A 22,886-nucleotide genomic window follows, 5' to 3' on the forward strand; every position below is an offset into this window, starting at 1 on the left:
CTCACCGGACCCGGCGCGAGTTTCGGCTAATCGGCCCTCACGGTGACTTCGTCCATCACTCCACATTGAGGGTCATCCTATGCCTGTTGAAAGTTGGTTTGTAGAAAAATGGCGAGACGGCGTAACACAGCGCCTCTCGTCGAACGGTGGCTATCTCGACGGCACGATGGTGGCTGGCGAAAACGTCGCCGGCACCGTTAAGTTCGCTGTCTCCGGCGGCGAAATCGTCATGTACAAGCTCTCCGGCGCCATCGAAGAAGTCCGCCCGCAGGGCATCAGCATCGACGTCGTCAGCCTGCAAGCGTCCGATTACACGGCTGAAGCCACCATCCGCAACCAGGACGTGGCCCGCATGTCGGCGCCGTATCAGGCTGAGGTTGCTGACGCGATGGCGAAATCGGTGCGCAACAAGCGCGACGATCTCAAGCTCGACGCGCTCAACAGCTTCGCCACTGTCGGGGCCACCACGCTCACGGACGCGCCGAGCGCCGTGGTGACGATCGGCGACGGGTCCGCACGTATCGACCCGCTCGTCGCCTCTAATGCCGTTGCCCAGATGCGCGGCGCCGGTGGCGAGGAGGAATGCTACTGGGCAATCCCCTACATGTGGTTCGACCAGCTCGACTGGTACCAGGAGTTCAAGAACAAGGACTACCAGGGCGACAAGGATCTGCCGATGGCAAAGTCGTCGCTGGTTCGCCTGAAGACCTGGCGCTCGGTCCACATCATAGCGCTGCCCGATCGCTACTTCCGCTTCGGCACGGCCGCCTACGTGAAGGGCCAGGCCAACTGGGACGACACGAAGTATCTCGACACGTTCATGTGGAGCAAGAAGGCGGTCGGCTGCGAAACCTTCTGGTCGAAAGAGCAGATGAACATGCGCGAGTGGGTCGGCAAGGCCGGCACGCCGATCCTCTGCGACGTGGCGCTTTCGGGTGCTGCCGTCGGCCTGCTGCCGGAAGCGGTCAAGCGCATCCGCATGAAGGCGATCAAAGACATCATCCGCCCGGCCTGATCGGCTCCCGCCTCGCCGCATGCGGCGGCGGGGCCTTCTCCCTCCCATGAAAGGTTCGATACATGGCACACCAGGTCAAGGATCTCCGCCGGCGCACCACGATCAGCCCGGTCGGCCAGCGGCAGATCATGTTCTTCGACTATGCGACTGTTCACACTGTCGCCGAAGTCACCGCCGCCGGCTTCTTCAATGCCAGCCGCGACAACCTCACGGTCGGCAGCATCGTCGATGCGGTCTGCGACATCAACGGCGCCACGGCGCGCGTCGTTCTGCGCTTCGTCCTGGTTCCGTCGACCGGCGACGTCACGACGGCCGTCGACGGCGGTCTCGCAGCAACCTGACGCTTAGCGACCATCACCGCGGCCGGATCTCGGCCGCGGTTTCTTCGTTTCGGGGCGGGCCATGGCGATCGACAAAACGACCATCATCAACTGGGCACTGACGGAGATCGGCGCGGGACCGATGTTCTCGACCGACGACGACAGCGATCTCGCGGCGCAGATCGAAAACGTCTGGCAGATGGCCTTCGATCAGTGCTTCGGCATGCACGACTGGACGTTCGCCCGGGTGACGGTGAAGATGCTGCGCCTGGCCGAGACGCCGGAAAATGGCTGGGCCTACGGCTACATGCTGCCGGAACCGCGCATCGGCAATCCGCTCGCCTATCGGCGCGGCGCGCGGTACTCCGACCCGCTCATTCGCGATTTCACTCTGCAGGGCGGCATGTTCTTCACCTGCGAACCAGAGGCTTGGGCGGTCCACAAGACGCCTGTCAATCCGGACTATTGGGAGCCGTCTTTCCGCGCCGCCTTCGTGACGGCGCTTTCCGGCTGGCTGGCTGTGCCGGTCTGGTCCGATGAGGACATGCGCGATCGCAAACTGGCGGAAGCTTTCGGCTCGCCCTCGATGCAGGGCAGCGGTGGCAAGTTCGGCCGGCTGATGGCGCAGGATAAAGGGTCGGCGCCGATCGGCGAGGAACCGCTGCTGCGCAACGATCCGCTGACCGACGTGCGCGGCCTCGGCGGCGGGCCGCTGTCCGGTCCCTGGCATGGGGGCCTCTAGATGGCTGTCTTCAAGGGACCACTGAAAAGTTCCGCCAATGCCGGGCAGCTTTCCCGGGATCTCGCCGGCAAGGTCGGCATCAAGCAGTATTATAACGGCGCCCTGCAGATGAAGGGTTTCGAGCCGATCCCGCAGGCAGGCTTCGATCTGCTGCCGGGTTCCGCCTATGTCGGCGCCGTTGCGGCCGCCACCTGCCGGAAGGGCGTGCTCAAAACGTCCGCCACGCGTTCCTATGTGCTGATCTTCACCGCCGGCAGCGTCGATATCTGGCGCAACGACCGCGTCAAGGTGGCGACGGTCGCCTTGCCGCTCGTGACGCTCGCCATGCTGCCGGATCTCGGCTTCTATGGCGAAGCAGACACGTTCGGGATTTTCCACCCGTTGCTGCCGGAGGGGCTTCGGCTGTTGCGCAACGCCTCCAACGATGCCGTCTGGACGCTCAGCGAGTGGCCATTTTCGACGATCCCAAATGTGGATCTGGGCGGAAGCTACACGAAAACGAACGACGTCTGGCAGTTGTTCGTCCGCTGGGCGGACGGCGTGACCCTGATGCAGATGACCTGCACGGTCGATGGCGTCACCACCGCGGCCGTCGCGCTAAGCGACCCGCCTGACACCGCCAGCGATGGCGACTGGATCGCTTTTGCCCAGGGGCTTGAAGATGCGATCGGCGATCTCGCCGGCTTTTCCTCTGGCGTCGACGTTGCCTTCAACGGCACGCTCGGAGCCCGCTACAAACAGTTCACCATAGCCTTCGGCGGCGCGCTCGCCGGCGCGGAGTATCAATTCAGCGCGGATGTGGTCAACACCAGCGACGCCTCGGCGCTGGTCGGCCACCAGCAGATCGGTGAAACCGTCGGCGAGCCGCTGATCTCTGCAAGTAAAGGCGGCTTTGCCGGCCTCGATCTCTACCAGGACCGCGCCGTTTACTATGCGCCGAACGGCAAGCGGGCGGCGATCGCCTCCTCGGCCGTCGGCGAATATTTCGATCTCAACATCAAGAGCCAGGCCGACACTGGCGCGCGGCTAGATGCCTTGCGGTCTCAGACCTCCGAAACGATCCGGCACGTGCTCGACAACACGTATCTTGTTGTTCTGACCGACCAGGCCGAATGGTTTGCCAGCAACCGCACCGTCAGCCGCAACGAGCCCTTGAACTTCGTGCGGGCATCCGAGATTGGCTCGAAGGCGAATTGCAGGCCGATCGTGCTCGGCGGCCAAGTGTATTTCGTGTCGCCCGACGGCGGAATTCTCTACTCCATCGCCTATGACGCGGTCTCGACGACCTATGTGCCGAATTCGGAGAACGATCTGAGCAAGGATCTCGTCTCGAGCATGAAGCGCATGGCGGTGCAGCGGAAGATTGGCTCGACGACTTCGAACCGGCTGTGGATCCTGCGCGATGATGGCCGCCTCGTCTGTATCGTCATCAACAAGACGCAGGAGATGAATGCCGCCTGCGAATGGCCGGTCCATGGCGGCGGCCTGGTCAAGGAGCTCGTCGTCGACGGGCAGGAACAAGTCTGGATCACGGTCGACCGCGGCGGCGTCATTTCGGAAGAGATCCTCGAGGAGAGCGATCTGAACCTCTTCCAGCGCTCTGTCACCGGCGTGGCCGATCTCACAGGCCGGGTGGTCGGGCTGAACCTCCTGGAAGGCAAGACCGTATGGGCTGAAATATCGGGCGATATCCATGGCCCCTACACGGTCGACACCGGCGGCATCGATACCGACGCACCTTCGACGACCGTCAAGGTCGGTCTTTGGGCGCCGCCGATCTACGAGAGCATGCCCTACGTGAAGGTGTTGCCCGACGACAGCGTCGTGCGCCGGCCTGGCGCCGTCAAGGCCGCGAAGCTCTATGTCATGGACACGACGAGCCTCGCAGTCGGTGCCAATGGTCGGCCGCCGAAGGCGATCTCACTGAACCGCACCACAGACGATCTTACCCTGCCGGCTCAAGGGTATACCGGCCATGTCGACGTTCTCGGCCTGATCGGCGCGACGATGGATCCGACGCTGACCATAAGCCAGCCGCGGCCGGGGCGGCTCCGGTTGCGCGATTACATACCGGGGGTGAAGCTCTAATGGAAACTGTGATTGGGTTGTTCGCGGGTGGGCTCGGCGGCGGTGCAGCTGCCGGCGCTGGCGCGGCGGCAACGGGTGCCGCAGCGGCGGGCGCCGCGGCAACCGGCGCAGCTGCCGCCGGCGGGATCTCTTTTGCAACGATCCTGCAGGGCGGTCTCGGGCTGCTTTCGGCGGTCACCGCGATCAATGGCGCCAATGCCCAGGCCGACAGCCTCGAGCTGCAGGCGCAGGACGCGGCCCGAGAGCAGCCGCTGGAAACGCTGCAGGGCATCGCCCGGCGGGCTTCGATCAAGCGCGATTACATGGATGCAGTGGGCAAGCAGGACGCCGCTTATGCGGCCTCGGGCACCGATCTGAGTTTCGGCACGCCGTCGGTTGCTCGGTCGGAAGCCTTCCGAGAGGCCGATCTCGCGCTCGAGACCGACAACGGCACGCAACAGACGCGCCAGGCGCGACTGCAGGAGCGCGAAGCGAATTATCTGAAAATGTCCCGCAAGGCGCGCCAGGGCGGGATCTTCGACGCGATCTCGACGATCGGTGGCACGGCTTTGAAAATCGCAGACAGGTACTGATATGGCGAACCGCAGGGCTGATCCCGTTTCCTACCGGCCGTTCCGCGCCAATCCGCTGCTCGCTGAGGGACTGCTCGGCGTTGCCCGCGACGACGGCAGCCTCGAGCGGAAGGTCGCCCAGGGCCTCGCCAACCTCGCCGACGATTTCGGCCAAAAGGCCGATCGCGAAGCGGCAGTAGCGGGCGAGCGGCAGGGTGCGATCGACGCGATGAGCGCCGGCCCGGGGGCGGCGACGGTGACAGGCGGGCAGGTAACCGGCGAGAGCAGCGACGGCGTGCGGGTGCGCGTTGCGCCGGCGCAGATCCGGACGATGCTGGCGGATGCCGCCGTCCGGCACGGCGAGGATCCCGATCTGCTGACGGAATTTGCCGGCATCGAAAGCGGCTTCAATCCGCTCGCGAAAAATCCGAACTCGAGCGCCGGCGGCCTGCTGCAGTTCACAGACGGCACGGCACGGCAGTACGGCCTAGGCGACAAGTTCGATGGGAACCAATCGGCGGACGCTGGCGCTCGGCTGCTTAAGGACAACCGTGCGAGCCTGCGCAAGGCTCTCGGCCGCGAGCCGACCGGCGGCGAGCTCTATCTCGCACACCAGCAGGGCGCCGGCGGCGCGATCAAGCTCCTGACCAATCCGAACGCCAACGCGGCCGAGCTCGTCGGCGCCAAGGCTGTTGCCGGCAATGGCGGTTCGATCGGCATGACCGCTGCGCAGTTCGCCGGTCTCTGGACATCGAAGATCAAGAGCGGCGGCGGGAGCTATGCGCGGCTTCCGGCCGCGGCGGCCGATGGCCCTGTCTCAGTCACGCCTGTTCGGACGCCCGTGCAAGTGACGCCAGGCGCGCCTGGCGGCTTCCGCCCGCGCGCCGGCAACTCGATCTACGATCGCGCGTACAACGTCAAAGGCACGAATACCTACCTGCAGGAGCTCGAGCTCACGATGCTGCAGGATCAGTCGTCGGTCTACGACGCCTATAAGGACGATCCGGTCCAGCTCGAAAAGGCGATGGGCGAGCTGCTGCAGGCGCATATGAGCGATCATGTGTTTCCGGAGATTGCGCCGGAATATCAGCTGGCCTTCCAGAAACAGGCCTTTGTGCGTGTGCAGCGGGCAAAGACCGAATTCGACGAGCGTAAGCGGGCGCAAGACAAGGTCGATTATCTCGGCCGCGTCGACACGCTCGAGGGGCAGAAGAGCCAGACGATCGCCGGCCTCGACCCGAACGACGAAAACGCGGCGACCGTGCTTTCAAACCTGCAGAGCTCGATCGACAATCATTACGACGCCGGCGTCGCGCGCGGCATCATCTCGCCGGCCGAGGCTGAAACCTACAAGAGCCGCAGCCGATCGGAAGGGGTGACCGGTTTCTACGTCGGCCAGGCGCAGAAGATGAAGGCCGACGACATCGCATCGATGCGCGCCGAAATGACGAAGGATTATGCCGCCGGCGAGCTCGAGGGGGTGACGGCCGATGACTGGGACCGGATCGACAAAGGGTTGGCATCGGCCGAAAGCGCCAGGCGCACGCAGGACGTCAAGGCCGATGCGGATCTCGCCAAGCGCGGCGAGGACATCGCCAAGCGCGTTGCCCGAGGCCTGCCGGTTGACCCTTCGGAAATGAGCCGGTTTCAGATGGATGCCGGGACGGCGCCGAAAGGAAAAGAGATCGTCGCCTCTACATTGACGCGGCTGAAGCTCGCCGAAGCGGTCAGGACGCTGCCGATCGGCGAAGTGGAAAAGGCCCTGCCTAAGATCCTCGGCGAGGGCGCGACGCCCGAAGATTACGACTTCGCGAAAAAGACAGTGGCCGAGCAGCGCAAGGATCTGCAGACGGATCCGATCGGCGTCGCCGAGCGCTTCGGGATCCTGCCGGTCTCGCCTTCGTTGCCGCTCGACGGCGACGTGGATCCAGACACGGTTTCCGGCGCTTTCTCCGAGCGCATCAATCAGGCCCAGGCGGCGGCGCAGCATTTCGGCGTGTCGCCGAAATATTTCCGGCCGGGCGAAGCAGAGCAGGTCCAGGCGGCCGTTATCGCGGATCCGGACAAGGGACTGTCGATCGCCGCCGGCCTGGTCGATGCCGCCGGCGCGAATGCCGATCGCGTGCTCGCCGAGCTCGGGCCGGCCGCGCCCGCCGTTTCGCTCTCCGGCGGCCTGGTCGCGGCCGGCGGCGATCCGAAGGCGGCGCGCGACCTGATCGCCGGCTATGGCAAAAGCCCCGATGGCAAGGATTATGCCGACATGCCGAATACGAAGCGGCTGCCGATCGCGCAAACAGAAACCGGCAATGCGCTCGCCTTCACGCCTGGCGAGATCAACCGCGTCGACGCGGCCGCCGCGGCGATCGCGCGCAAGCGGCTCTATGATGCCGGCATCGATCCGAAGAAGGATGACGCAAAGGAAGTCTATCAGCGGGCCTACCAGGAAGCGGCCGGTGCCACGTTCGTCAACAACGTCCAGTTCGGCGGCTTCGGCGATTACGATCGCGGCGCCTGGTACCGTGCGGTCAAGGTGGTCGTGCCGCCCTCGATCCGCGCCGACAAGTTCGTCGACGTCGTCGGATCGCTGACGGATGCCGATATCGGCAGTGTCAAGGGCAAGAACGGCAAGACCTGGACGGCGGCCGATTACCAGAAAGGGATCCCTGTCGCAGTCAAGGGCGGCTATGCCTTCGCGCTCGGCGACCCTGCAGGGTCCTCGCCGATGTTCATTGCCGACGAGAACGGCAATCCGATCGTGATCGACGTCGCCGGCATGCGCGACAAGCTGCAGGCGCGTGTTCCGGAGGCCTGGCGATGAACCTGCCCGACCTGGCGCAATTACCGAAGAGCGTTTCCGATGGTCCGGAGAGTTGGGGTCAGGCCTTCGGCCGGCTGGCGACGGCGAGCGATGAAACACAGCGCGTGATCGAGAATGTCGTCGCCGACGATGCGGCGCGCTATGACGCCTATGCCAACTACATCAAGGAAGTGCAGGATGCGACGGGCGTCAAGCTCGCCAATCCGCTCGACGTCGACCTGCGCCAGGGTGCGTTCGATGCCAAGCCCAATCCGCAGATCTCTGGCGGTACCGGGCTGGAATGGCGCGACCAAAAGATGCGTGACAGTCTCGACAAGTTCGAAGCCGATCGGGAGCGCTGGGCCGCGCAATATCCGGCGCAGTCGAGTGTGATCCAGCTCGACGTCGAAGGACGCGTGCGCCGGCAGCAGCGGGCCGCAGAGGCCGAGCAGGCGCGGGCGGCGCAGTCTCCGGAGCTCGGCACCGTCGCACGCGTCTCGGCGCAGCTGCTGGGCGGCCTGAAGGGTACAGCACGCGATCCCTACCAATGGGCGATGGCGGTCACCGGTGCCGGCGGATCGGCGACGGGAACCGTGGTGGCGCGGATTGGCAAAACGATGCTGACGGAAGCGCTCATCAACGGCGGCCAGGAGCTCGTGCTGCAGGGCGCCAGCCAGGAGCGCAAAAAGGCGGCCGGCCTCGAATACGGCATGGATGATATGCTGAAGAATGCCGGCATCGCTGCGACCTTCGGCGCGCTCTTCGGGGGAACGATCGAGGGTGGCGGCGCGATCGCGCGGGCCTACGGCCTCGGCGAGGAGAGTGCCGCCCGGGCGTCGCGGATCCTCGACGGCAATCCGCAGCGCGGCGACGTCGAGGCGATGGCGACCGATATCGGCATTACTTTGACCGAAGAGCAGAAATCGCAGATCAACCGATCTTTCGAAGAACGGTCGCTCGACGAACACATGCTGCCGGCGGACGCCACGCCCGACCAGGTGCGCGTCTTCGAAGCGGCGAAAAATTATGCCGAGGATCCCGACAGCTTTCCCCCGCCCGAGCTCGTCGAGCGCGCGATCGCGGACGGCCAGACTGAAACACCTTCGGTCACAGCTGACGAATTTCAGCGGATGGCAGACGGCGATCCGGACGCGATCGACGATCTGCAGGATAGGCTTTCATCGTCATCGGATACCGGCGCCCCTGTTGCGGCCGAAGCGCCACCGATCGCCAGCAGCGAACGGCTAGACGCAATTGCCCGCCAAAAGGTCGTCGTGGGAACGAAGCCGAGGGCGCCGCAGTCCCTCATGGATTTCCTGGCTGCCGAAGGCGGGATCCGTGAGGATGGCGGCGAGCTGGCTGCGCTTGACCTGTCCACGAAGTTCGTACCCGGGCGCGGCGCCCTCCTGCGATCGTCCGGTCGCAACCTGGACAATGCGAGAGAAGCTGCAGCACAGGCCGGCTACTTCAATCACCTTTACGGCACGGCGGACGAAGCGAGCGCCCAAAGTACAGTTGCCGATCTGCTCGATCTACTCGACCAGGAGAACCGCGGAAGCAAAGCGTTCTCGATGGACGATAGTGCCCGCGTCGAGCAAATGCAGGCATACGAGCAGCGGCTGAGTTCGAGGCGCGACTATCGTGAATTTCTGGGGAAACTTGAAAATGCGGTTCGCGAAGTCGCCCCCGAAACCGGCGTAGATGACGGCGTCCTTGCTCGAGCCACGGACCTGATGATAGAAGAAGATCTGACGCCGCTCCAGGCGTTCGATCGTGCGGTGCTCGAGGATGAAGCGAAGTTCGCGGATTACCTCGAAGAGAGCGGCGGAGGATATCGCGATGACCCAGAATACAGAGACATCCCCTTCTTCGACGACACGCCCGCAGCAGCTCCTGCAGCGCGCAAAGCTGCTCGAGGAGAGAATGGCGACGGCCTCGCCGGCGGACGCGGCTCAGATGCAGCGGATATCGACCAACCTCCGGACGCTGGCCCAGCTTCATCAGACTTCGTAGATCCGCTAGACGGCCAGCGGATCCGGCCGGAACGCGCGATCGAGCCGCTCGACGAGGCGGCGATGCGCGAGGCCGAGCAGCTCGCCGGCGATATCGTCGAGCCGCGCCTCGATGCCAACGGTAACCCCGAAACCCTTCTGGACTTCGTGCCGCTGCAAGATAGCGACGGCAATATCCGCTTGGTCAGCACAGCGGAGGCGCTCGAGGCCGCCGATCAGGAAAATTGGTTCGCCGACGTTTTGGAGGCCTGCAAAGTATGAGCTTGCGTGATTGCCTGAATTCCGCCGTCGAGCAGGGGGCGATCAATTCGCGCCAGGCCGAAGAACTGCACGACTACTATGAGGCGCGCTTTCGCCGCAAGCGGCCGGGCATGACCGATCGGCAGGCGGCCGAAGCCGCCAAGCGGGAAGTGATCGACAGTCTGCGCGATAATGCCAAGGAGAAGCGCCGGCAGGTCCTGCTGACGGAAGCCAAGCGCAAGGAGCTTGCCGACTTCGTCGAGAACTATCGCGACCTGAAGGGCAGGCCGGATAAGGTCGACGCCGTCATGTCGCTGATGATCCATAACGGCTACAAGGGCACCCAGTCGATGTCCGGCAAGGCCAATGCGATTATCGCCATGGCGCACCGGCAGCTTTCTGAGGTGATGCACCATTTCCGGCGATCGCGCGTTGCCGGCACACATCTGAACAAGGTCGACCTGCCGGACGTGATCCGCGCCATGCACGGCGAGAAAACAGGCAACGCCACGGCAAAGGCGATGGGCCAGGCGGTCTCGAACGTCTTCGAGGAACTGCGCCAGCGTTTCAACGCCGCCGGCGGCAACATTCCGAAGCGGCAGGATTTCGGGCTGACGCACACACATAACCGCTCGAACATCCGCGAGCTCGGTTTGACCGGCCGGGGCAAATTCGGCGGCAAGCGCTACGACATGGATCTGGCGCGCCGGCGCTGGAAAGAGTTCATCAAGCCGATGCTCAATGCCGACGAGATGACCAATCCGCGCACCGGCGAGACGGTCGGCCTTGACGGCATCGATGCGAGCCTCGATTACGTCTTCGACAGCATCATGTCGGATGGTTGGGCCCATCGCCGTCCGGAGGCGCGCAAGTTCGGCGTCGGCTCGGTCGCCAGCCGCTATCAGGAAAGCCGCTTCCTGATCTTCAACGATGCCGACGCCTGGCTCGCCTACAACGAAAAGTTCGGCAACACCGATCCGATCGCTTCGATCTTCAACCAGGTCAACAGTCTGTCGCGGGATATCGCCGCCATGGAGCGTTTCGGACCGAACCCGGATGCATCCGTCGAGTGGCTGAAACAGGCGGTGCAGGCCGATATCGGCCGGCGCCAGTCCGGAGCGCTGAAAGTCGAGGGGCTGAAGCTGCCGGGGATCTCGGCGAGGGCGATGGCGGCCTATCGCATCGACAGCCTCTGGCGAGCCTTGCGCGGCCGCGAGACCGTCGTGCAGGGCGCTGCGCAGTTTGCCGGCGATATTCGCAATGTTGCGACTTCGGCGGCGCTCGGCGCTACCGGGATCCTCGCCGGCCTCACCGATCCCTTCGTCTCGCAGGCCGCTAGACGTCTTGCCGGCCTGCCTGTCACCGTCACCATGCACAAGATCGTCGGCGACCTGGCGCGCTTCGCTGCCGACAAGGGCAACGAGGCGGCGCTCGCCCGCAAGGCGGTCGTTTGGGACGATTTCATGCACACGATGAACGAACAGGCGCGCTTCGTCGACCAGATGTTCGGGCATGAATGGAGCAAATATCTGGTTGATCGGTCACTAACCTTGAACGGGCTGAAGCCGCTGACCGATGCTCGCAAGCGGATCGAGGCGACGGCCTGGCACGATACGCTCGGCGAATATGCCAGCAAGGACACCGACTGGATCGACCTGCCGCCGCTGCTCAAGAAGACGATGGAGGGTTTCGGCTTCACGCCCGAGGAGTGGCACGCCATGCGCGCCGGCGTCGACGAGGCAGGCTTCCTCGACCCGGGCACGCTCTATGAAAAGACCGGCAATCGGAACCTTGCGGAAAAATACGCCGAGATGATCATCCAGTGGTCGGAACGCTCTGTTCCTTCGGGAGATCCCCGCGTCAAGAGTTTCCTGACGGGCATGGTGCCGCGCGGGACGGTGCTCGGTGAGATCGCCGAATTCGCCTCGCAGTTCATGAGCTTCGGTATGAGCTTTACGGCGCGGCAGCTCGAGGCGCACTACGTCTATTCGATGCTGGCGAAATCCGGTTCGGGCAAGGTCGCCCGCGGCGCCTATTATTTCGCGGCGATGGCCGTGCCGCTGACGCTCGGCGCCGGCATGTATATCCAGATCCTGAATGTGCTGAACGGCAAGGATCCCGAGGATATGACGCAGCCGAGTTTCTGGGCCAAGGCCTTCGTCAAGGGCGGCGGCGGCGGCCTGTTCGCCGACTTCGTCGACAAGGCGGAAAACCGCTTCGGGCAGAATTTCGCGCAGACGCTTGGCGGCATCGGCGGCGCCTTCATCGGTGACACGTTGGATCTATCGCTGCGCTCGATACAGACGATCATGGGTGCTGAAGATCCGAAAGCGGGCAGGGCGCTTTCGAAATATGTCGGCCGCTACACGCCGATCCTGTCCTCGCATCCGATGACGCGCGCCTGGTACCGGCGGCTCTTCGTCGACAATCTGCAGATGATGACGGATCCGGACGCCGACAAAAGCTTCAAGGCGCAGGCGCGTAAAAGCTCTTTCTGGTGGCAGCCGGGCGAACTGACGCCGCGGCGGGCTCCCGATCTCGGCGCGATCGCCGGGAGCGAATAGGCCCACTTAACGCCGTCGCATGACGCCTATTCTGCCTGGATCAACCGAGGCAGGGTGGCGCCATGGATAATCCTTTTCCGATCCCGCAGCAGCTTCGCCAGGCCGATATCTTCCTCGGCGACGGCGGCCAGACTTACGGGCCGTTCAGCTTCAAGATCTTCGATATCGGCGATGCCGAGGTCTGGTCGCGGCCCGCCGGTGACAGCGGTTTTGCAAAACAGTCCGTGTTCGTCGCTAAGGTCAACGGCGATCCCTTCGACAATTTCACCGTGACCTTCCCGGCCGGGCAGCCCGATACGACGCAGATCCTCGTGCAGTCTGCCCGCCTGGACAGCCGCGCGGCCGGCGTGATGCGCGGCGGGCGGATCGATCCGACGGCGATGGAGAAGGAATTCTCCAAGATCGCCACCGAAATGCAGGAGCTGCGGCGCGATATCGACCGTGGCTGGAAATCGGATTTCGGCCAGGAGCCGATGACGCTCGACGCCGACGTCGAGGACGGCGACGTGCTGGTCAAGGACGGCGATCGGCTGGCGAAAGGGCCGAGCGCCGCGGCCCTCCTGGACGTGCAGAAGCAGGCGGAGGAGGCTCGGGATATCGCGGTCGATAAAGCGGAGATCGCGGTGCAGGCGGCGGCCGACGCCGAAGCCTACGCGCTTATCGTCGGCGCGGCCGTTTACGATTTCAATTTCGACAGCGACCCTTCAACACCCGGATATGATTGGAACGAATAGATGGCTCGTATCCCTCGCAAACTTGCTGGCATCGGCGCCGCAGATCTTTCGGATGCGGCTGAATTCGACGCATATGTCGGACCGTCTCGCGAACTCACCGTCGATCCCGTGCGCGGCATCCTGGCGCTTCACGATGGCGCGACCGCCGGCGGCCGGCGCTTCCTCACCGGGCAGACGGCCCTTGCCGCCGCCACCGTTCGCGTCGTCGACACGACAGGGCTTTCCATCGCGACCTCATACGACGCCGGCGACGCGATCGATGGAGTGACGCTGCAGGCGGGAGATCTGATCCTTCGCGCCATGGGTGGCAGCGGCGGAGACCTCACGAACGGCATTTATGTCGTTCAACCATCCGGTGCCGCTCCCCGCGCGTCCGGATTTTCGACCTACAACGCGCATTGCGGCGTGCTGGTGACCGTGCAGGAAGGAACGCTCGGCGCGGCGACGACCTGGCTGTGCCTGTCACACAAGGGCGGCATTCTGGGCGTGACGGCGATCGCCTTCGGAAATCAAAATATCGACCCAGCGACGGATACCGTCGAGGGGCTTATACGCAAGGCAACGATTGCCGAGGCGCTGGCGGGTCTCAGCAACGAGGGTGCGATCACGCCGATGGTGCTGGCCGGGCTCCTCAAGGTCGTTCGCACCACGATGTCAGACGATACCGCCATCCTTGTCGGAACCCAGGTCGGCCGCAGCGGCTTCGGTCTGCTGGTCTGCCATGATGCCGGCTTTTCCGCGATTTTCGCCTGGGACAGCAGCCCCGCCGTCTCCATCGAAAAGATTGCCGGCGGCGCCAACTCCGCCGCATCCATGACCTTCACGGCCGGCGCGCAGTGGAGCGGCACGACAGGAACCGACGGCAAGTTCAACGTCGGCATCAACTCGTTCGGCACGGTCATTTCGATCGAGAACCGGCTCGGGAACGCCGTGGCCGTGACAATGTACCTGCTGGGAGCCTGACATGTTGAAAAGACGAACTATCCGCGTCGAGTGCATCGGCGACAGTTTCGAGCGCGGCTACACCTTCGGACGATTTTCGGATCAGGTCTCCGTCAACGACCGGCTTTGGCAGATCGCATCGCCATCGCTGGCCGCCAACCTGCTGATGTCGACGAACAATCTTCCGGTGCGGTTTCGGGGCGGCAATCAGGGCTTCCCGATTTCGCGGCTGACGGATGCCGGCCTGCCGGCGGCGCTCGCAGCTTACTGTGCGACCTGGAATATGGACGCGCGCGACTGGATGCTGCTGGAAGATGCCGGCGACCATATCGGCAATCCGGACACCTACCAGGCGGCCGTCGAGGCGGTCATCGACGCGGTTGCACCCGTCCGCTGCGCCGTCATTACCGCCTTCGATTACCCGGTCGGCATCGGCGCTGATCCGAACTATCAGTGGGACAGGATCATACCCGGGTTCGGCCGCTCGATGAATGCGGCCAAGATCGCCGCGGCCGCGTCCAGGGGTGCGCTTCTCATCGATGAGAACGCTGCAATGGACGCCTATCGCTCGACGACGCTCGCAACTGACCTCCTCGACCCGATGCAGCACATCGACGGGACGATCGACGGCATTCATGCCGGTCCATGGGGGACGTTGAAAGAGGTTAGCGTTCGTCTGACCGCCCTCGGCCTGGCGGGCAGCGTCCGCTCGATCGAGGCGCTGACGAGTATCGCCAACGTAGACTTCACGCGCCTGCAGTGCGGCGCGACCGTCTGGAACGGCACAAGGGCGATCAGTTACTGCAGCGCCTTGTTTCCGGCGGCCGAGGTGCCGTAGGGCGCGCCAATCACTGGCTGCCTGCGCTGACAGCTGCGATGATCGCATCCACCATGATTTTTTCACCGTCGACAGTGAGGTGGATGCCGTCTTCTTGGAGCACTGTCTTGCCGGCCGCGGCGGCTGTTTGCGCCAGCGACTTGTAGTCAATCAATGTTGCTGCGAGCGAACGAGCAGCGAACAAGGTGGCATCGTTGTGACTGAGGCCGTGGAATTCGACGGAATAGCGGTAACGATCTGCCGGCTCGCCGCCTAGCGTCGGAGCCTGGATATTGTCGGCAATCGTCATCATCACGAGCTTGGCGCCAGACGCTTCCACCGCAAGACCGATCTGCAGCCAGTTGTCGAAGTAGGAAAGCGGATCATTGTCGTGTCGGCCTGCGTCTTCGAGAACGACGATATCGCCAGGTCGAATAATGCGGCGATTTACCAGATCCTTGATTCGAGCCGCGGCGTCGGCAGCCCTATTGGGTTGCCCGCTGGCACCGGCGTAAACGGCCATGAAACCGCGTGCTGTTAGCATCGAGGCCGGCGATCGCATGTCCCATTGGGGGTTCTGACGCTGTTCCGGCGTCGCCTGGTCGGGAAAGAAGCCTAGCGCCCAACCGCGCATGAGGCTGTCGCCAAAGGTGAAGATCACACGCCCGAACTGATTGCGATCGGCGGTCACTTTTGCAAAGGCGTCATCGGTTGGCCCGGCCTGACCGAGGGCGTTGCCCGCAAATAGGAGAGCCGCAAGAAAGGGCGTCACGAGCTTCATTCGACGGATCTCCACGGGTTGAATGATGCTCATATCCCGGGACAACTATAGCGGTCAATTGGCCTTCCTCCGGCGCGCGCATTTGACGCCTGCGCGCCGGCTTTAAGCTTCAGGTTCCATCTTTTTCAGGAGCCCGCTCATGCCGCTGAAGACCTTGCCCGATATCGTGCCCGCGCCGGCCAAGATGCTGCTCGATTTCATCCGCTCCATCGAGGCGCCGCGCGGATATGGCACCATCTACGGCAACAACCAGGACAAGCTGCCGGTTCCCCTGACATCGATGACGCTCGACCAGGTGATCGCGGCGGGGTCTGGCTGGTCGAAGAAGTTCGGCTCGAGCGCCGCCGGCGGCCTGCAGTTCATGCGCCTCACCCTGCAGCAGATTAAGAAGGAAACCGGCATCTCCGGCGACCTGGTGTTCTCGGCCGGCCTGCAGGATCGCCTGGGCTATTATCTGTTGCTCGGCCGCGGTTATGCCGACTTCATCGAAGGCAAGCTCGGCGTTGTCGCATTCGGCAAGGCGCTGGCGCAGGAATGGGCGAGCTTCCCGGTGCTGGCTGATACCAGAGGCCAGAAGCGACCGGTGAAGCGGGGCGATACCTACTATGCCGGCGACGGCATCAACAAGGTGCTGCTGAAGCCGGAGAAGGTCGAGGCGAAGCTGCAGGACGTGCTCGAGCTCGCCGGCGCCGTGAAGGCCCGGCAGCAGAAGACGAAGGCCACGTCGGCGGCGCTGGTCGCGGCCGTCAACGATAATCCGCCGCCGATCGCGCCGGCGCCGGCCAAGCCAAAGCCGATCCGCAAGAGCGGCCGGTTCTGGACCTGGGCCGGTACAGGCGGGATCTCGCTGACGACGATCGTCGAAAAGCTCGGCTTCTTCCAATTGGATTACCGGGTTCAGATCGCGCTCCTGGTCGTCGTCGTCGGCTTCGCGGTCTATGCGATCGCCACCATGACGCCCATCCGCAATGCGCTCGGACTGAAGAGCAAATGAGCGCCGTTCTTATCGCTTTCCTGAGAAAGAATTGGGCTGCCGTCGCGATCGCGGCGGCCGCCGTCGTCGCGCTGCTCTGGATCGTTCAAGCGGCCTATTCGCGCGGCGCGGCCGATGCCAAGAGCGAGGCGCGCGAGGCTGTCTTCAACCAGCTGAAGGAAAGGAACGCGACGGATGCCGAGATTGAGAACATGCCTGCTGCTGAGCTTTGCCGCGCTATCGGCGGCGAGCTGCGCAACGACAGGTGCGAGTGACGGGGCTGGTTACGCGGCGCTGCATCCCAGTGCCGAGACGCGGGCCTGCATCTGGGAAAAAGACAGGCCCTTCACTCAGGAAGTTGCGGCGCACAACACCCAATGCGCCAAAGATCCGCTGTGCCGGAAATAGGAGAGAGACATGCCGCAACACCGCTTTCAGGCGAATGAGGAATGGAATGCCGGCATCGATGCCGCCAGCGACAAGGGCTATCGCACGCTCGCCTATAGCGGCAGCCTCGGCGGCGGCACCCTGTCGCTCGCGACCGGTTTCGACGGCGGGCTGAAGATCCCGGTTTCCGACGCCGAGCTGGATGCGACGAAGGTCGACGACAACGGCGACGCCATCAAGCAGTTCACCTTCCAGAGCGCCGGCAACGTCTTCGTGACACTCGCCGGCGCCACCACGCCCGACGTGACGGTGGTGGTCATCTGATGCGGCCGCAGACGAGCCTGGTAAGGGGGCAGACGAGCCTCAAGAAGGGGCAGACAAGCCTGGTGTCAGGGCAGACGTCGATCTCGTCGAAGCGGGAGGGCGGCGGTGTCGATCCGAACCGGTTCCTGTTCTTCGGGTCGCGTGCCCGCGCTCCCTCAGGCAACATAGTAACGGCGCTTGCTGGGACAAACTATTACTGCTGCAAGATCGTCGTTCCCTCGCCGCAATTCGTCACGAGAACGTTCAAGTTCCATCTGCCAGGCTTCGCCTCGACTGAGGGCGGCAACTCGCCGCAGGAAACCACCGTGACCGGGACGATCGGCGCGCCGGGGAATTCCGTCATCGCTGATGCTCTGTATGCCAGGATTTCCGGCGTCTTCTATCAGTGCACGTTTGGCGGCAACAATTCCGTTACCGTCGTCGACCAGACCAACGGGCAATGGACGGACGATCTCACGACGCCAGACGTTCCGCCTGAAACTGACATCGAGCTTTGGCTATTCTATCACGTCGCGGTCGGCGAAAAGATCTGGCCGGTCTATCGCATTCAAAAGCACCGCGGCGAACGGATATGGGGCGCGAATGACAATGCGTCCCTCCTCGGCTTCATGGCCGACCCTTTGGCGGACAGCACGCCGGCGCTCGATACCGGCTATGGTGCGCAATCGCAGCCGCAATATTATGCGCCTGACTGCTTTATGCTGGCCAAGGGCGACTGGGACGGCCGGCCGGTCGTGCTCGCTTTCGTCGACAGCATTGGCGAAAGCCGGCAGGAATTCAGCGCCGCCGCCGACGCGCGCGGAATGCTCGGCTGGCTTCGCCGCTACCTCGACAAGGACGCCGGCATTGGCCGCATTCCGTTCTGTATGATCGGTATGCCTGGCGCTGGATCGGTTCGCGAATATACCGGCACGGGCGCGGCGATCGCCACCAGGCGGCGGGATATCATCCGGGAAATCGTTGCCTTCAATGGCGGCAAATGGCCGTTTACCGTCATCGTCAACCAGCTCGGGCAGAACGACACGTCGACGCTTTATAATACGTGGTTCAACACGAACTATCGGTCGAATGTAACTCGCATCCGCACCGAGTATCCGGGCGTCAAGATCGTCGCATTTCCGCCGCTCGGCCGCACGGACATACAGCGGACCATCACGCTTACCTCTGTCGGCACGGTTGCGACCGCTACCGTCGCGACCGGAACAGCCGGGCTCCAGTCCGGCCAGACCTTGAGCATCGCCGGGGCGACGCCTACGGCCTATAACGGCAGCTATGTCATCACCGTTATCGATGCGAACACCTTCACTTACAATTTCGCGGGCGGAACTTCGCCGGCGACCGGAACCATTCGCGCCAACGACCTTGGCCTAAACGCGAACTATCAGCTCTACACGGCGCAGAACTCCTATCCAGCTGATGGCACCGACGCCTCTGGCAAATGGCGCTTGCGCGCCGATATCCTCGCCAAGACGTCGGCGTGCTGCGACGACGCGATCGACACCTATGCGGCTTGGGTCTCTGGCGTGAAGGCCGGGGCATGGCCTGGAATGCTGGAGTTTCCGAGTACGACCTTGACCGCTCAATCAGGAACCGATGGCGTTGCCACGTACACCACAATCACGGTTGCTGATGCCAGCAAATACAGACCGGAACAACCGCTGAACATTTATTCCGGGCCGGAAGGCCTCGCGCGCCTAAGCACGCAAACCATTGTCAGTATCGCCGGCAACGTCATCACGACAACCGGCAGCGCCGTTGTGTTGCCCATTGGTTCCGTTGTCCGCCCGTCTGCCGCGCCGCAGGAAAGCTCGACGCCGGTTTCGTTGGTCCATCCCTATCCTATTATGGTCGATTGGATCGTCGGCAAGATGGACCAGGGCGAGAAGGTAAAGCTTGTGGCCTAACCTCTCCGCGCATTTGACTGAACCGCAATCGCCCTAGGATCGTTCCTAGGGCGATTTGTATTGAAGGGCGTGCTGTGGCATCCAACGACGATATCATGCATGCCATCGGCCGCCTCGAGGCGCAGCAAGACGGCTTGAGCAAAACCATAGACAGGCTCTTTGACGATTTCGCTGATGAGAGGCGGCAGGCGCATGAAAGCCGAGCTCGCATCCATGAAAGGCTCGACGAACAGGCGCATCGCATCGGCGAGTCCGAAAAGACCATCGTCGTCGCCGGCGCGACGGTCGCGCAGCAGCGAGACATCATTGCGTTGTTGAAAGCTACCGTCGACGCTGATGTTACGCCGACGATCAACGAATGGAAGCGCATCAAGTTTTTGGGGGGCGTGCTCTCAGGCGCGCTCATTGCCCTCGGCGTGACAGCCGCTACCGTCGTTGCGTGGCTCTATGACTGGTTAGCCGTGCTGCTTCGATATTGGGGCAAGGTGCCGTAGCCGCAGTCTGACGCCGGAGAGCGACATCGCCTCACAGGATAAGCATCTTAACCTGTTGAGAAACCACAATCCTCTTGTAATTTGTAATCAGGGGGTCCCGGGTTCGAACCCTGGCGGGGGCACCATTCTTTTCCGCGTGATACCGTCTGCCGACCCATAGTCTGGGTTTGACGCTGTTATGCTCCCTCGCACTGGCAGATCTTTCAGAAGGTTCACATCGTTTGATGAACCGCGCGTGAAGGGCGGCTTCAGCGCCAATTCAGCCGCGTCCGCTTATCTTCGCCTCATCATCAATGAGGAAACAGCCATGAAGCTCGCACATCTCTTTCTCGCCGCAACCATTTCCGTCGGTGCGGCTTTCGCGTCCGTCGCACCGGCGGCCGCCATGCCGGCCGAGCGGCCGGCGGTGACGGCGCAGGGCGATATCGTTCAAATTCGCGATGGCTGGCGACGTGATCGCGACCGTGACGACCGTGGCTGGCGCGATGGACGCGATTGGCGCCGGTCCGACTGGCGCGATGATCGCCGTCACTGGCGGCGGTGGCGTGCCGAGCGTTGGCAGGAGCGCCGCGAGTGGCGTGATCGTGATCGTGATCGTGATCGCGGCATGCCGTTCTGGCTCTACCGCAGCTGACAATAACGGCCCGGATCACCCGGGCCGTTATTTTAATGAGTGACGGGTTCGTTGACGCTCGCCTCAATCCGATCGCCATTGCCGGTCTGTCCGGCGCCGGACGGCGACATCATCGCGATGCTGAGTACGGAGGCGACCATGAAGGCGACGACGGCGATCATTATGCGCATAAGCGTTTAATCCTCGTTCGGTTCCGGGATTAACGCATGATCTCCGTCCGCGTTCCTGCCAGTATTTCCCGCCAGGATTATTGCACCTGGCCCGGCGTCGCGGGGCCGGGCGCCGTCGGCGAAAGAGGATCGGGCTGGTGGACGGGATGTGACGTGTCCACCCAGATGATGCTGAGGATAATCACGACGAAGACCGCGATGAAGAGGATACCGAAAATCAGCGGTCGAATGGCCATGATAGGGATCGTTCCTTCTTGCTTCTGAGCCGGTCGCAACAACCGGTCATCGCCCGATCATAGTGCTCCAGGGCGTCATTCCAAGGCAAAAGTGGATTTTTCCGGCATCGGTCGGGCGTTGCACGAGCGTTGTCCGTGTCCGTTTCCATTTGTCGCGCCGGATCGAACTCCTGCATAATTCCTTAAATCCGAATCGATTGCGCGTCTGAAAAGACGCGCGGCGCTGTATGTCGCGGATACCGGAATTACTTGGGAGGCGCGCGTCACAAGGCGGAAATGAAACGCAACTCCGGCAATGCCAGCGAAATCGAGAAATTGCCAAGCGTCATCGTCTATCCCGTCGAAATGGCCTATGCAGGCGATACGCCGGGCAGGCCGATAGACGGACCGACCGGCTACCCTTGCAGCGGCCGGCCTATGCCTTCAGATGGAGCCGCGCCGCATAAAGCGCGATCGCCGCTGCATTCGAGACGTTGAGCGATTTGATCGCGCCTGGCATGTCGAGACGGGCAAGTGCGTTGACGGTTTCCCGCGTCTTCTGCCGAAGTCCCTTGCCCTCGGAGCCGAGCACGAGCGCCACCTTCTGGCCCGAGAAGGTGCCTTCGAGTGGCGCCGGCCCTTCCGAATCGAGGCCGATGGTGGAGAAACCGAGCTTGTGCAATTCACCGAGCGCATCGGCGAGATTGGTGACCTGTATATAAGGTATCAGTTCCAGCGCGCCGGAGGCGGACTTGGCGAGCACGCCCGATTCGGTCGGGCTGTGTCGCTGGGTGGTGATCACCGCGCCGGCATTGAAGGCGACGGCCGAGCGCATGATCGCGCCGACATTGTGCGGGTCGGTCACCTGATCGAGGACGAGCAGGAGAGGGCTTTCCTTCAGCGCTTCGAGCCGGCGTACCGGAAGCGGCCGTGTTTCCAGCATGACGCCCTGATGGATCGCCTCCGGGCCGAGCACCTTGTCGATCTCCTGCGGCGAAACGATCTCGAAGGGCATGCCGAGCGCCTCGACGTCGACTTCGAGGCGCGCAAGTGCGTTCTGAGTCGCGAACAGCTTGATCTTCTTGCGCTCGGGATTGTCGAGCGCTGCGCGCACCGTATGCAGGCCATAGAGATGCACCTGGTCGGGCGCAAGCGCCGGCGGCTTCCAATCGTCGCCACCCCGCTTTCGCTTCTGCGGCTGAGGCGTCGGAATCTCGCCGCGTTCGCGCTTGGCGTCACGGTGGGCGCGCCGCAGAGTGGCGTAATGCGTATCCTTGGCGGATGGGTCTGTCGCGGTCTTGCCGCCGGATTTGTTGTCTTTGCTCATGCAGCTTTATAGCCATGGCGCTCGCTGACGCATAGGCTTTCTTTCATATGCCGGCTTTCGGCGGCGAATGAAATTTTTCGTGTTTTTTCCGTTGTCATCGTGTTGACAGACTGAAATGCTCCGGTCATATACGCGGCGCAGACGACGGGCAGCAACGCTTCGAAGTCTGACGAACTTGGTCTTGCGATCCGGACGAAACTGGAGAGATGCCCGAGTGGTTAAAGGGGACGGACTGTAAATCCGTTGGCTCAGCCTACGTTGGTTCAAATCCAACTCTCTCCACCATTCGTCATCGGATCGGACCACCCCGCGGGTATAGCTCAATGGTAGAGCAGCAGCCTTCCAAGCTGAATACGCGGGTTCGATTCCCGCTACCCGCTCCAGTTTCCGTTACGCTACTTCATATGACCGCTGCATCGGTCGTCCCGAGATGTCTCCGGCGCTGCCGGAGAAGCTGACGATTGCGATTGCGGGCTGGCAGGGAAGGGCGCTCGACGCCGAACGTCTATGGCGCGTCTCCGGCGGTCGATGCGATTTTCTCTGAGATTTCAGCGATTTTCGGGGGGGCTTTGGCGAATCGCCTTGCAGGCTGCGAATTGTCTCCCATATCCGCTGTCAGGCCAAGTTTGGCGTCTGCAATTAAGTCTTGCGCAATGTCGCCGAAAGCCTTAAACGGCGGCACTAAACCGGTTCGCCGGGGCCACCATTTTCGTTCACAGGAAGCATTCAAATGGGAAAGAGTAAGTTTGAGCGCAACAAGCCGCACGTCAACATTGGCACGATTGGCCACGTTGACCACGGCAAGACGTCTCTGACGGCAGCGATCACGAAGTACTTCGGTGAGTACAAGGCGTA

Annotated in this window: 22 protein-coding genes and 2 tRNA genes; 20 read left to right on the forward strand and 4 right to left on the reverse strand. The window is 63.0% G+C overall.

Annotated features, from left to right (window positions below):
• The first annotated feature begins 79 nt into the window (after positions 1-79).
• The 11 genes from B5P46_RS11940 (at position 80) to B5P46_RS11995 (ending at position 14,843) form a co-directional block, all read left to right on the forward strand.
• Positions 80-1,015, forward strand: a complete 936-nt coding sequence (locus B5P46_RS11940; RefSeq protein WP_129418810.1) for a phage capsid protein — start codon at positions 80-82, stop codon at positions 1,013-1,015.
• A 62-nt stretch (positions 1,016-1,077) separates the two neighbouring features.
• Positions 1,078-1,356: a hypothetical protein gene (locus B5P46_RS11945; protein ID WP_129418811.1), complete on the forward strand. Its 279-nt coding sequence runs from the start codon at positions 1,078-1,080 to the stop codon at positions 1,354-1,356.
• A gap of 61 nt (positions 1,357-1,417) precedes the next feature.
• Positions 1,418-2,077: a hypothetical protein gene (locus B5P46_RS11950; protein ID WP_129418812.1), complete on the forward strand. Its 660-nt coding sequence runs from the start codon at positions 1,418-1,420 to the stop codon at positions 2,075-2,077.
• Positions 2,078-4,165: a hypothetical protein gene (locus tag B5P46_RS11955; RefSeq protein WP_129418813.1), complete on the forward strand. Its 2,088-nt coding sequence runs from the start codon at positions 2,078-2,080 to the stop codon at positions 4,163-4,165.
• Positions 4,165-4,737 carry a hypothetical protein gene (locus tag B5P46_RS34395; protein WP_164986476.1) on the forward strand — a complete coding sequence of 191 codons (573 nt, stop codon included), beginning with the start codon at positions 4,165-4,167 and terminating at the stop codon, positions 4,735-4,737. The genes B5P46_RS11955 and B5P46_RS34395 overlap by 1 nt, the downstream gene beginning before the upstream one ends.
• A 1-nt stretch (position 4,738) precedes the next feature.
• Complete coding sequence (locus B5P46_RS35380; RefSeq protein ID WP_348639846.1) at positions 4,739-7,534, forward strand: transglycosylase SLT domain-containing protein; 2,796 nt, start codon at positions 4,739-4,741, stop codon at positions 7,532-7,534.
• Positions 7,531-9,786, forward strand: coding sequence for a hypothetical protein (locus B5P46_RS11975; RefSeq protein WP_129418815.1), 2,256 nt, complete (start codon positions 7,531-7,533; stop codon positions 9,784-9,786). Before B5P46_RS35380 ends, B5P46_RS11975 begins: the two co-directional genes overlap by 4 nt.
• Positions 9,783-12,329, forward strand: coding sequence for a hypothetical protein (locus tag B5P46_RS11980; protein ID WP_129418816.1), 2,547 nt, complete (start codon positions 9,783-9,785; stop codon positions 12,327-12,329). The genes B5P46_RS11975 and B5P46_RS11980 overlap by 4 nt, the downstream gene beginning before the upstream one ends.
• Before the next feature lie 62 nt (positions 12,330-12,391).
• The gene (locus B5P46_RS11985) at positions 12,392-13,063 is read left to right on the forward strand and encodes a hypothetical protein (RefSeq protein WP_129418817.1); all 672 of its coding nucleotides are present in this window, start codon (positions 12,392-12,394) and stop codon (positions 13,061-13,063) included.
• Positions 13,064-14,026, forward strand: coding sequence for a hypothetical protein (locus B5P46_RS11990; RefSeq protein ID WP_129418818.1), 963 nt, complete (start codon positions 13,064-13,066; stop codon positions 14,024-14,026).
• Between the two features lies 1 nt (position 14,027).
• Positions 14,028-14,843 (forward strand): hypothetical protein, encoded by an 816-nt coding sequence (locus B5P46_RS11995; protein WP_129418819.1) that lies wholly within the window; start codon positions 14,028-14,030, stop codon positions 14,841-14,843.
• A gap of 10 nt (positions 14,844-14,853) precedes the next feature.
• Here B5P46_RS11995 and B5P46_RS12000 read toward each other — a convergent pair whose 3' ends face one another.
• Positions 14,854-15,603, reverse strand: coding sequence for an SGNH/GDSL hydrolase family protein (locus B5P46_RS12000; protein ID WP_129418820.1), 750 nt, complete (start codon positions 15,601-15,603; stop codon positions 14,854-14,856).
• Between the two features lie 139 nt (positions 15,604-15,742).
• On the opposite strand from B5P46_RS12000, the gene B5P46_RS12005 reads away from it, so the two are divergent.
• The 6 genes from B5P46_RS12005 to B5P46_RS12030 all read left to right on the forward strand — a co-directional run bounded on the left by B5P46_RS12005 (position 15,743) and on the right by B5P46_RS12030 (position 20,319).
• The gene (locus B5P46_RS12005; protein ID WP_129418821.1) at positions 15,743-16,597 is read left to right on the forward strand and encodes a hypothetical protein; all 855 of its coding nucleotides are present in this window, start codon (positions 15,743-15,745) and stop codon (positions 16,595-16,597) included.
• Positions 16,594-16,851 carry a hypothetical protein gene (locus B5P46_RS12010; RefSeq protein ID WP_129418822.1) on the forward strand — a complete coding sequence of 86 codons (258 nt, stop codon included), beginning with the start codon at positions 16,594-16,596 and terminating at the stop codon, positions 16,849-16,851. Before B5P46_RS12005 ends, B5P46_RS12010 begins: the two co-directional genes overlap by 4 nt.
• A gap of 142 nt (positions 16,852-16,993) precedes the next feature.
• Positions 16,994-17,287 (forward strand): hypothetical protein, encoded by a 294-nt coding sequence (locus B5P46_RS12015; protein WP_129418823.1) that lies wholly within the window; start codon positions 16,994-16,996, stop codon positions 17,285-17,287.
• Positions 17,287-19,191 (forward strand): hypothetical protein, encoded by a 1,905-nt coding sequence (locus tag B5P46_RS12020; RefSeq protein WP_245456138.1) that lies wholly within the window; start codon positions 17,287-17,289, stop codon positions 19,189-19,191. Before B5P46_RS12015 ends, B5P46_RS12020 begins: the two co-directional genes overlap by 1 nt.
• A gap of 74 nt (positions 19,192-19,265) precedes the next feature.
• Positions 19,266-19,685 carry a DUF1515 domain-containing protein gene (locus B5P46_RS12025; protein ID WP_129418824.1) on the forward strand — a complete coding sequence of 140 codons (420 nt, stop codon included), beginning with the start codon at positions 19,266-19,268 and terminating at the stop codon, positions 19,683-19,685.
• Positions 19,686-19,920: 235 nt separating this feature from the next.
• Positions 19,921-20,319 carry a hypothetical protein gene (locus B5P46_RS12030; RefSeq protein WP_206735333.1) on the forward strand — a complete coding sequence of 133 codons (399 nt, stop codon included), beginning with the start codon at positions 19,921-19,923 and terminating at the stop codon, positions 20,317-20,319.
• Between the two features lie 32 nt (positions 20,320-20,351).
• Here the strand turns inward: B5P46_RS12030 and B5P46_RS34400 are convergent, their stop codons facing one another.
• The 3 genes from B5P46_RS34400 to rlmB form a co-directional block, all read right to left on the reverse strand.
• A complete protein-coding gene (locus B5P46_RS34400) occupies positions 20,352-20,489 on the reverse strand; it encodes a hypothetical protein (RefSeq protein WP_003547501.1) in 138 nt (45 codons plus the stop codon).
• A gap of 77 nt (positions 20,490-20,566) precedes the next feature.
• Positions 20,567-20,725, reverse strand: coding sequence for a hypothetical protein (locus B5P46_RS34405; protein WP_164986477.1), 159 nt, complete (start codon positions 20,723-20,725; stop codon positions 20,567-20,569).
• Between the two features lie 415 nt (positions 20,726-21,140).
• Complete coding sequence (gene rlmB / locus B5P46_RS12040) at positions 21,141-22,031, reverse strand: 23S rRNA (guanosine(2251)-2'-O)-methyltransferase RlmB (protein WP_129418827.1); 891 nt, start codon at positions 22,029-22,031, stop codon at positions 21,141-21,143.
• Between the two features lie 200 nt (positions 22,032-22,231).
• On the opposite strand from rlmB, the gene B5P46_RS12045 reads away from it, so the two are divergent.
• The 3 genes from B5P46_RS12045 to B5P46_RS12055 form a co-directional block, all read left to right on the forward strand.
• Positions 22,232-22,316: transfer RNA gene (locus B5P46_RS12045), tRNA-Tyr, on the forward strand.
• A gap of 24 nt (positions 22,317-22,340) precedes the next feature.
• Positions 22,341-22,414: transfer RNA gene (locus B5P46_RS12050), tRNA-Gly, on the forward strand.
• Positions 22,415-22,761: 347 nt separating this feature from the next.
• Positions 22,762-22,886, forward strand: a 125-nt coding sequence (locus B5P46_RS12055; RefSeq protein WP_245456151.1) for a GTP-binding protein, incomplete at its 3' end; no start/stop codon positions are given.

Origin of the sequence: Rhizobium leguminosarum (genome assembly GCF_004123835.1) — a bacterium.
In the GTDB taxonomy this organism is placed as follows: domain Bacteria; phylum Pseudomonadota; class Alphaproteobacteria; order Rhizobiales; family Rhizobiaceae; genus Rhizobium; species Rhizobium leguminosarum_M.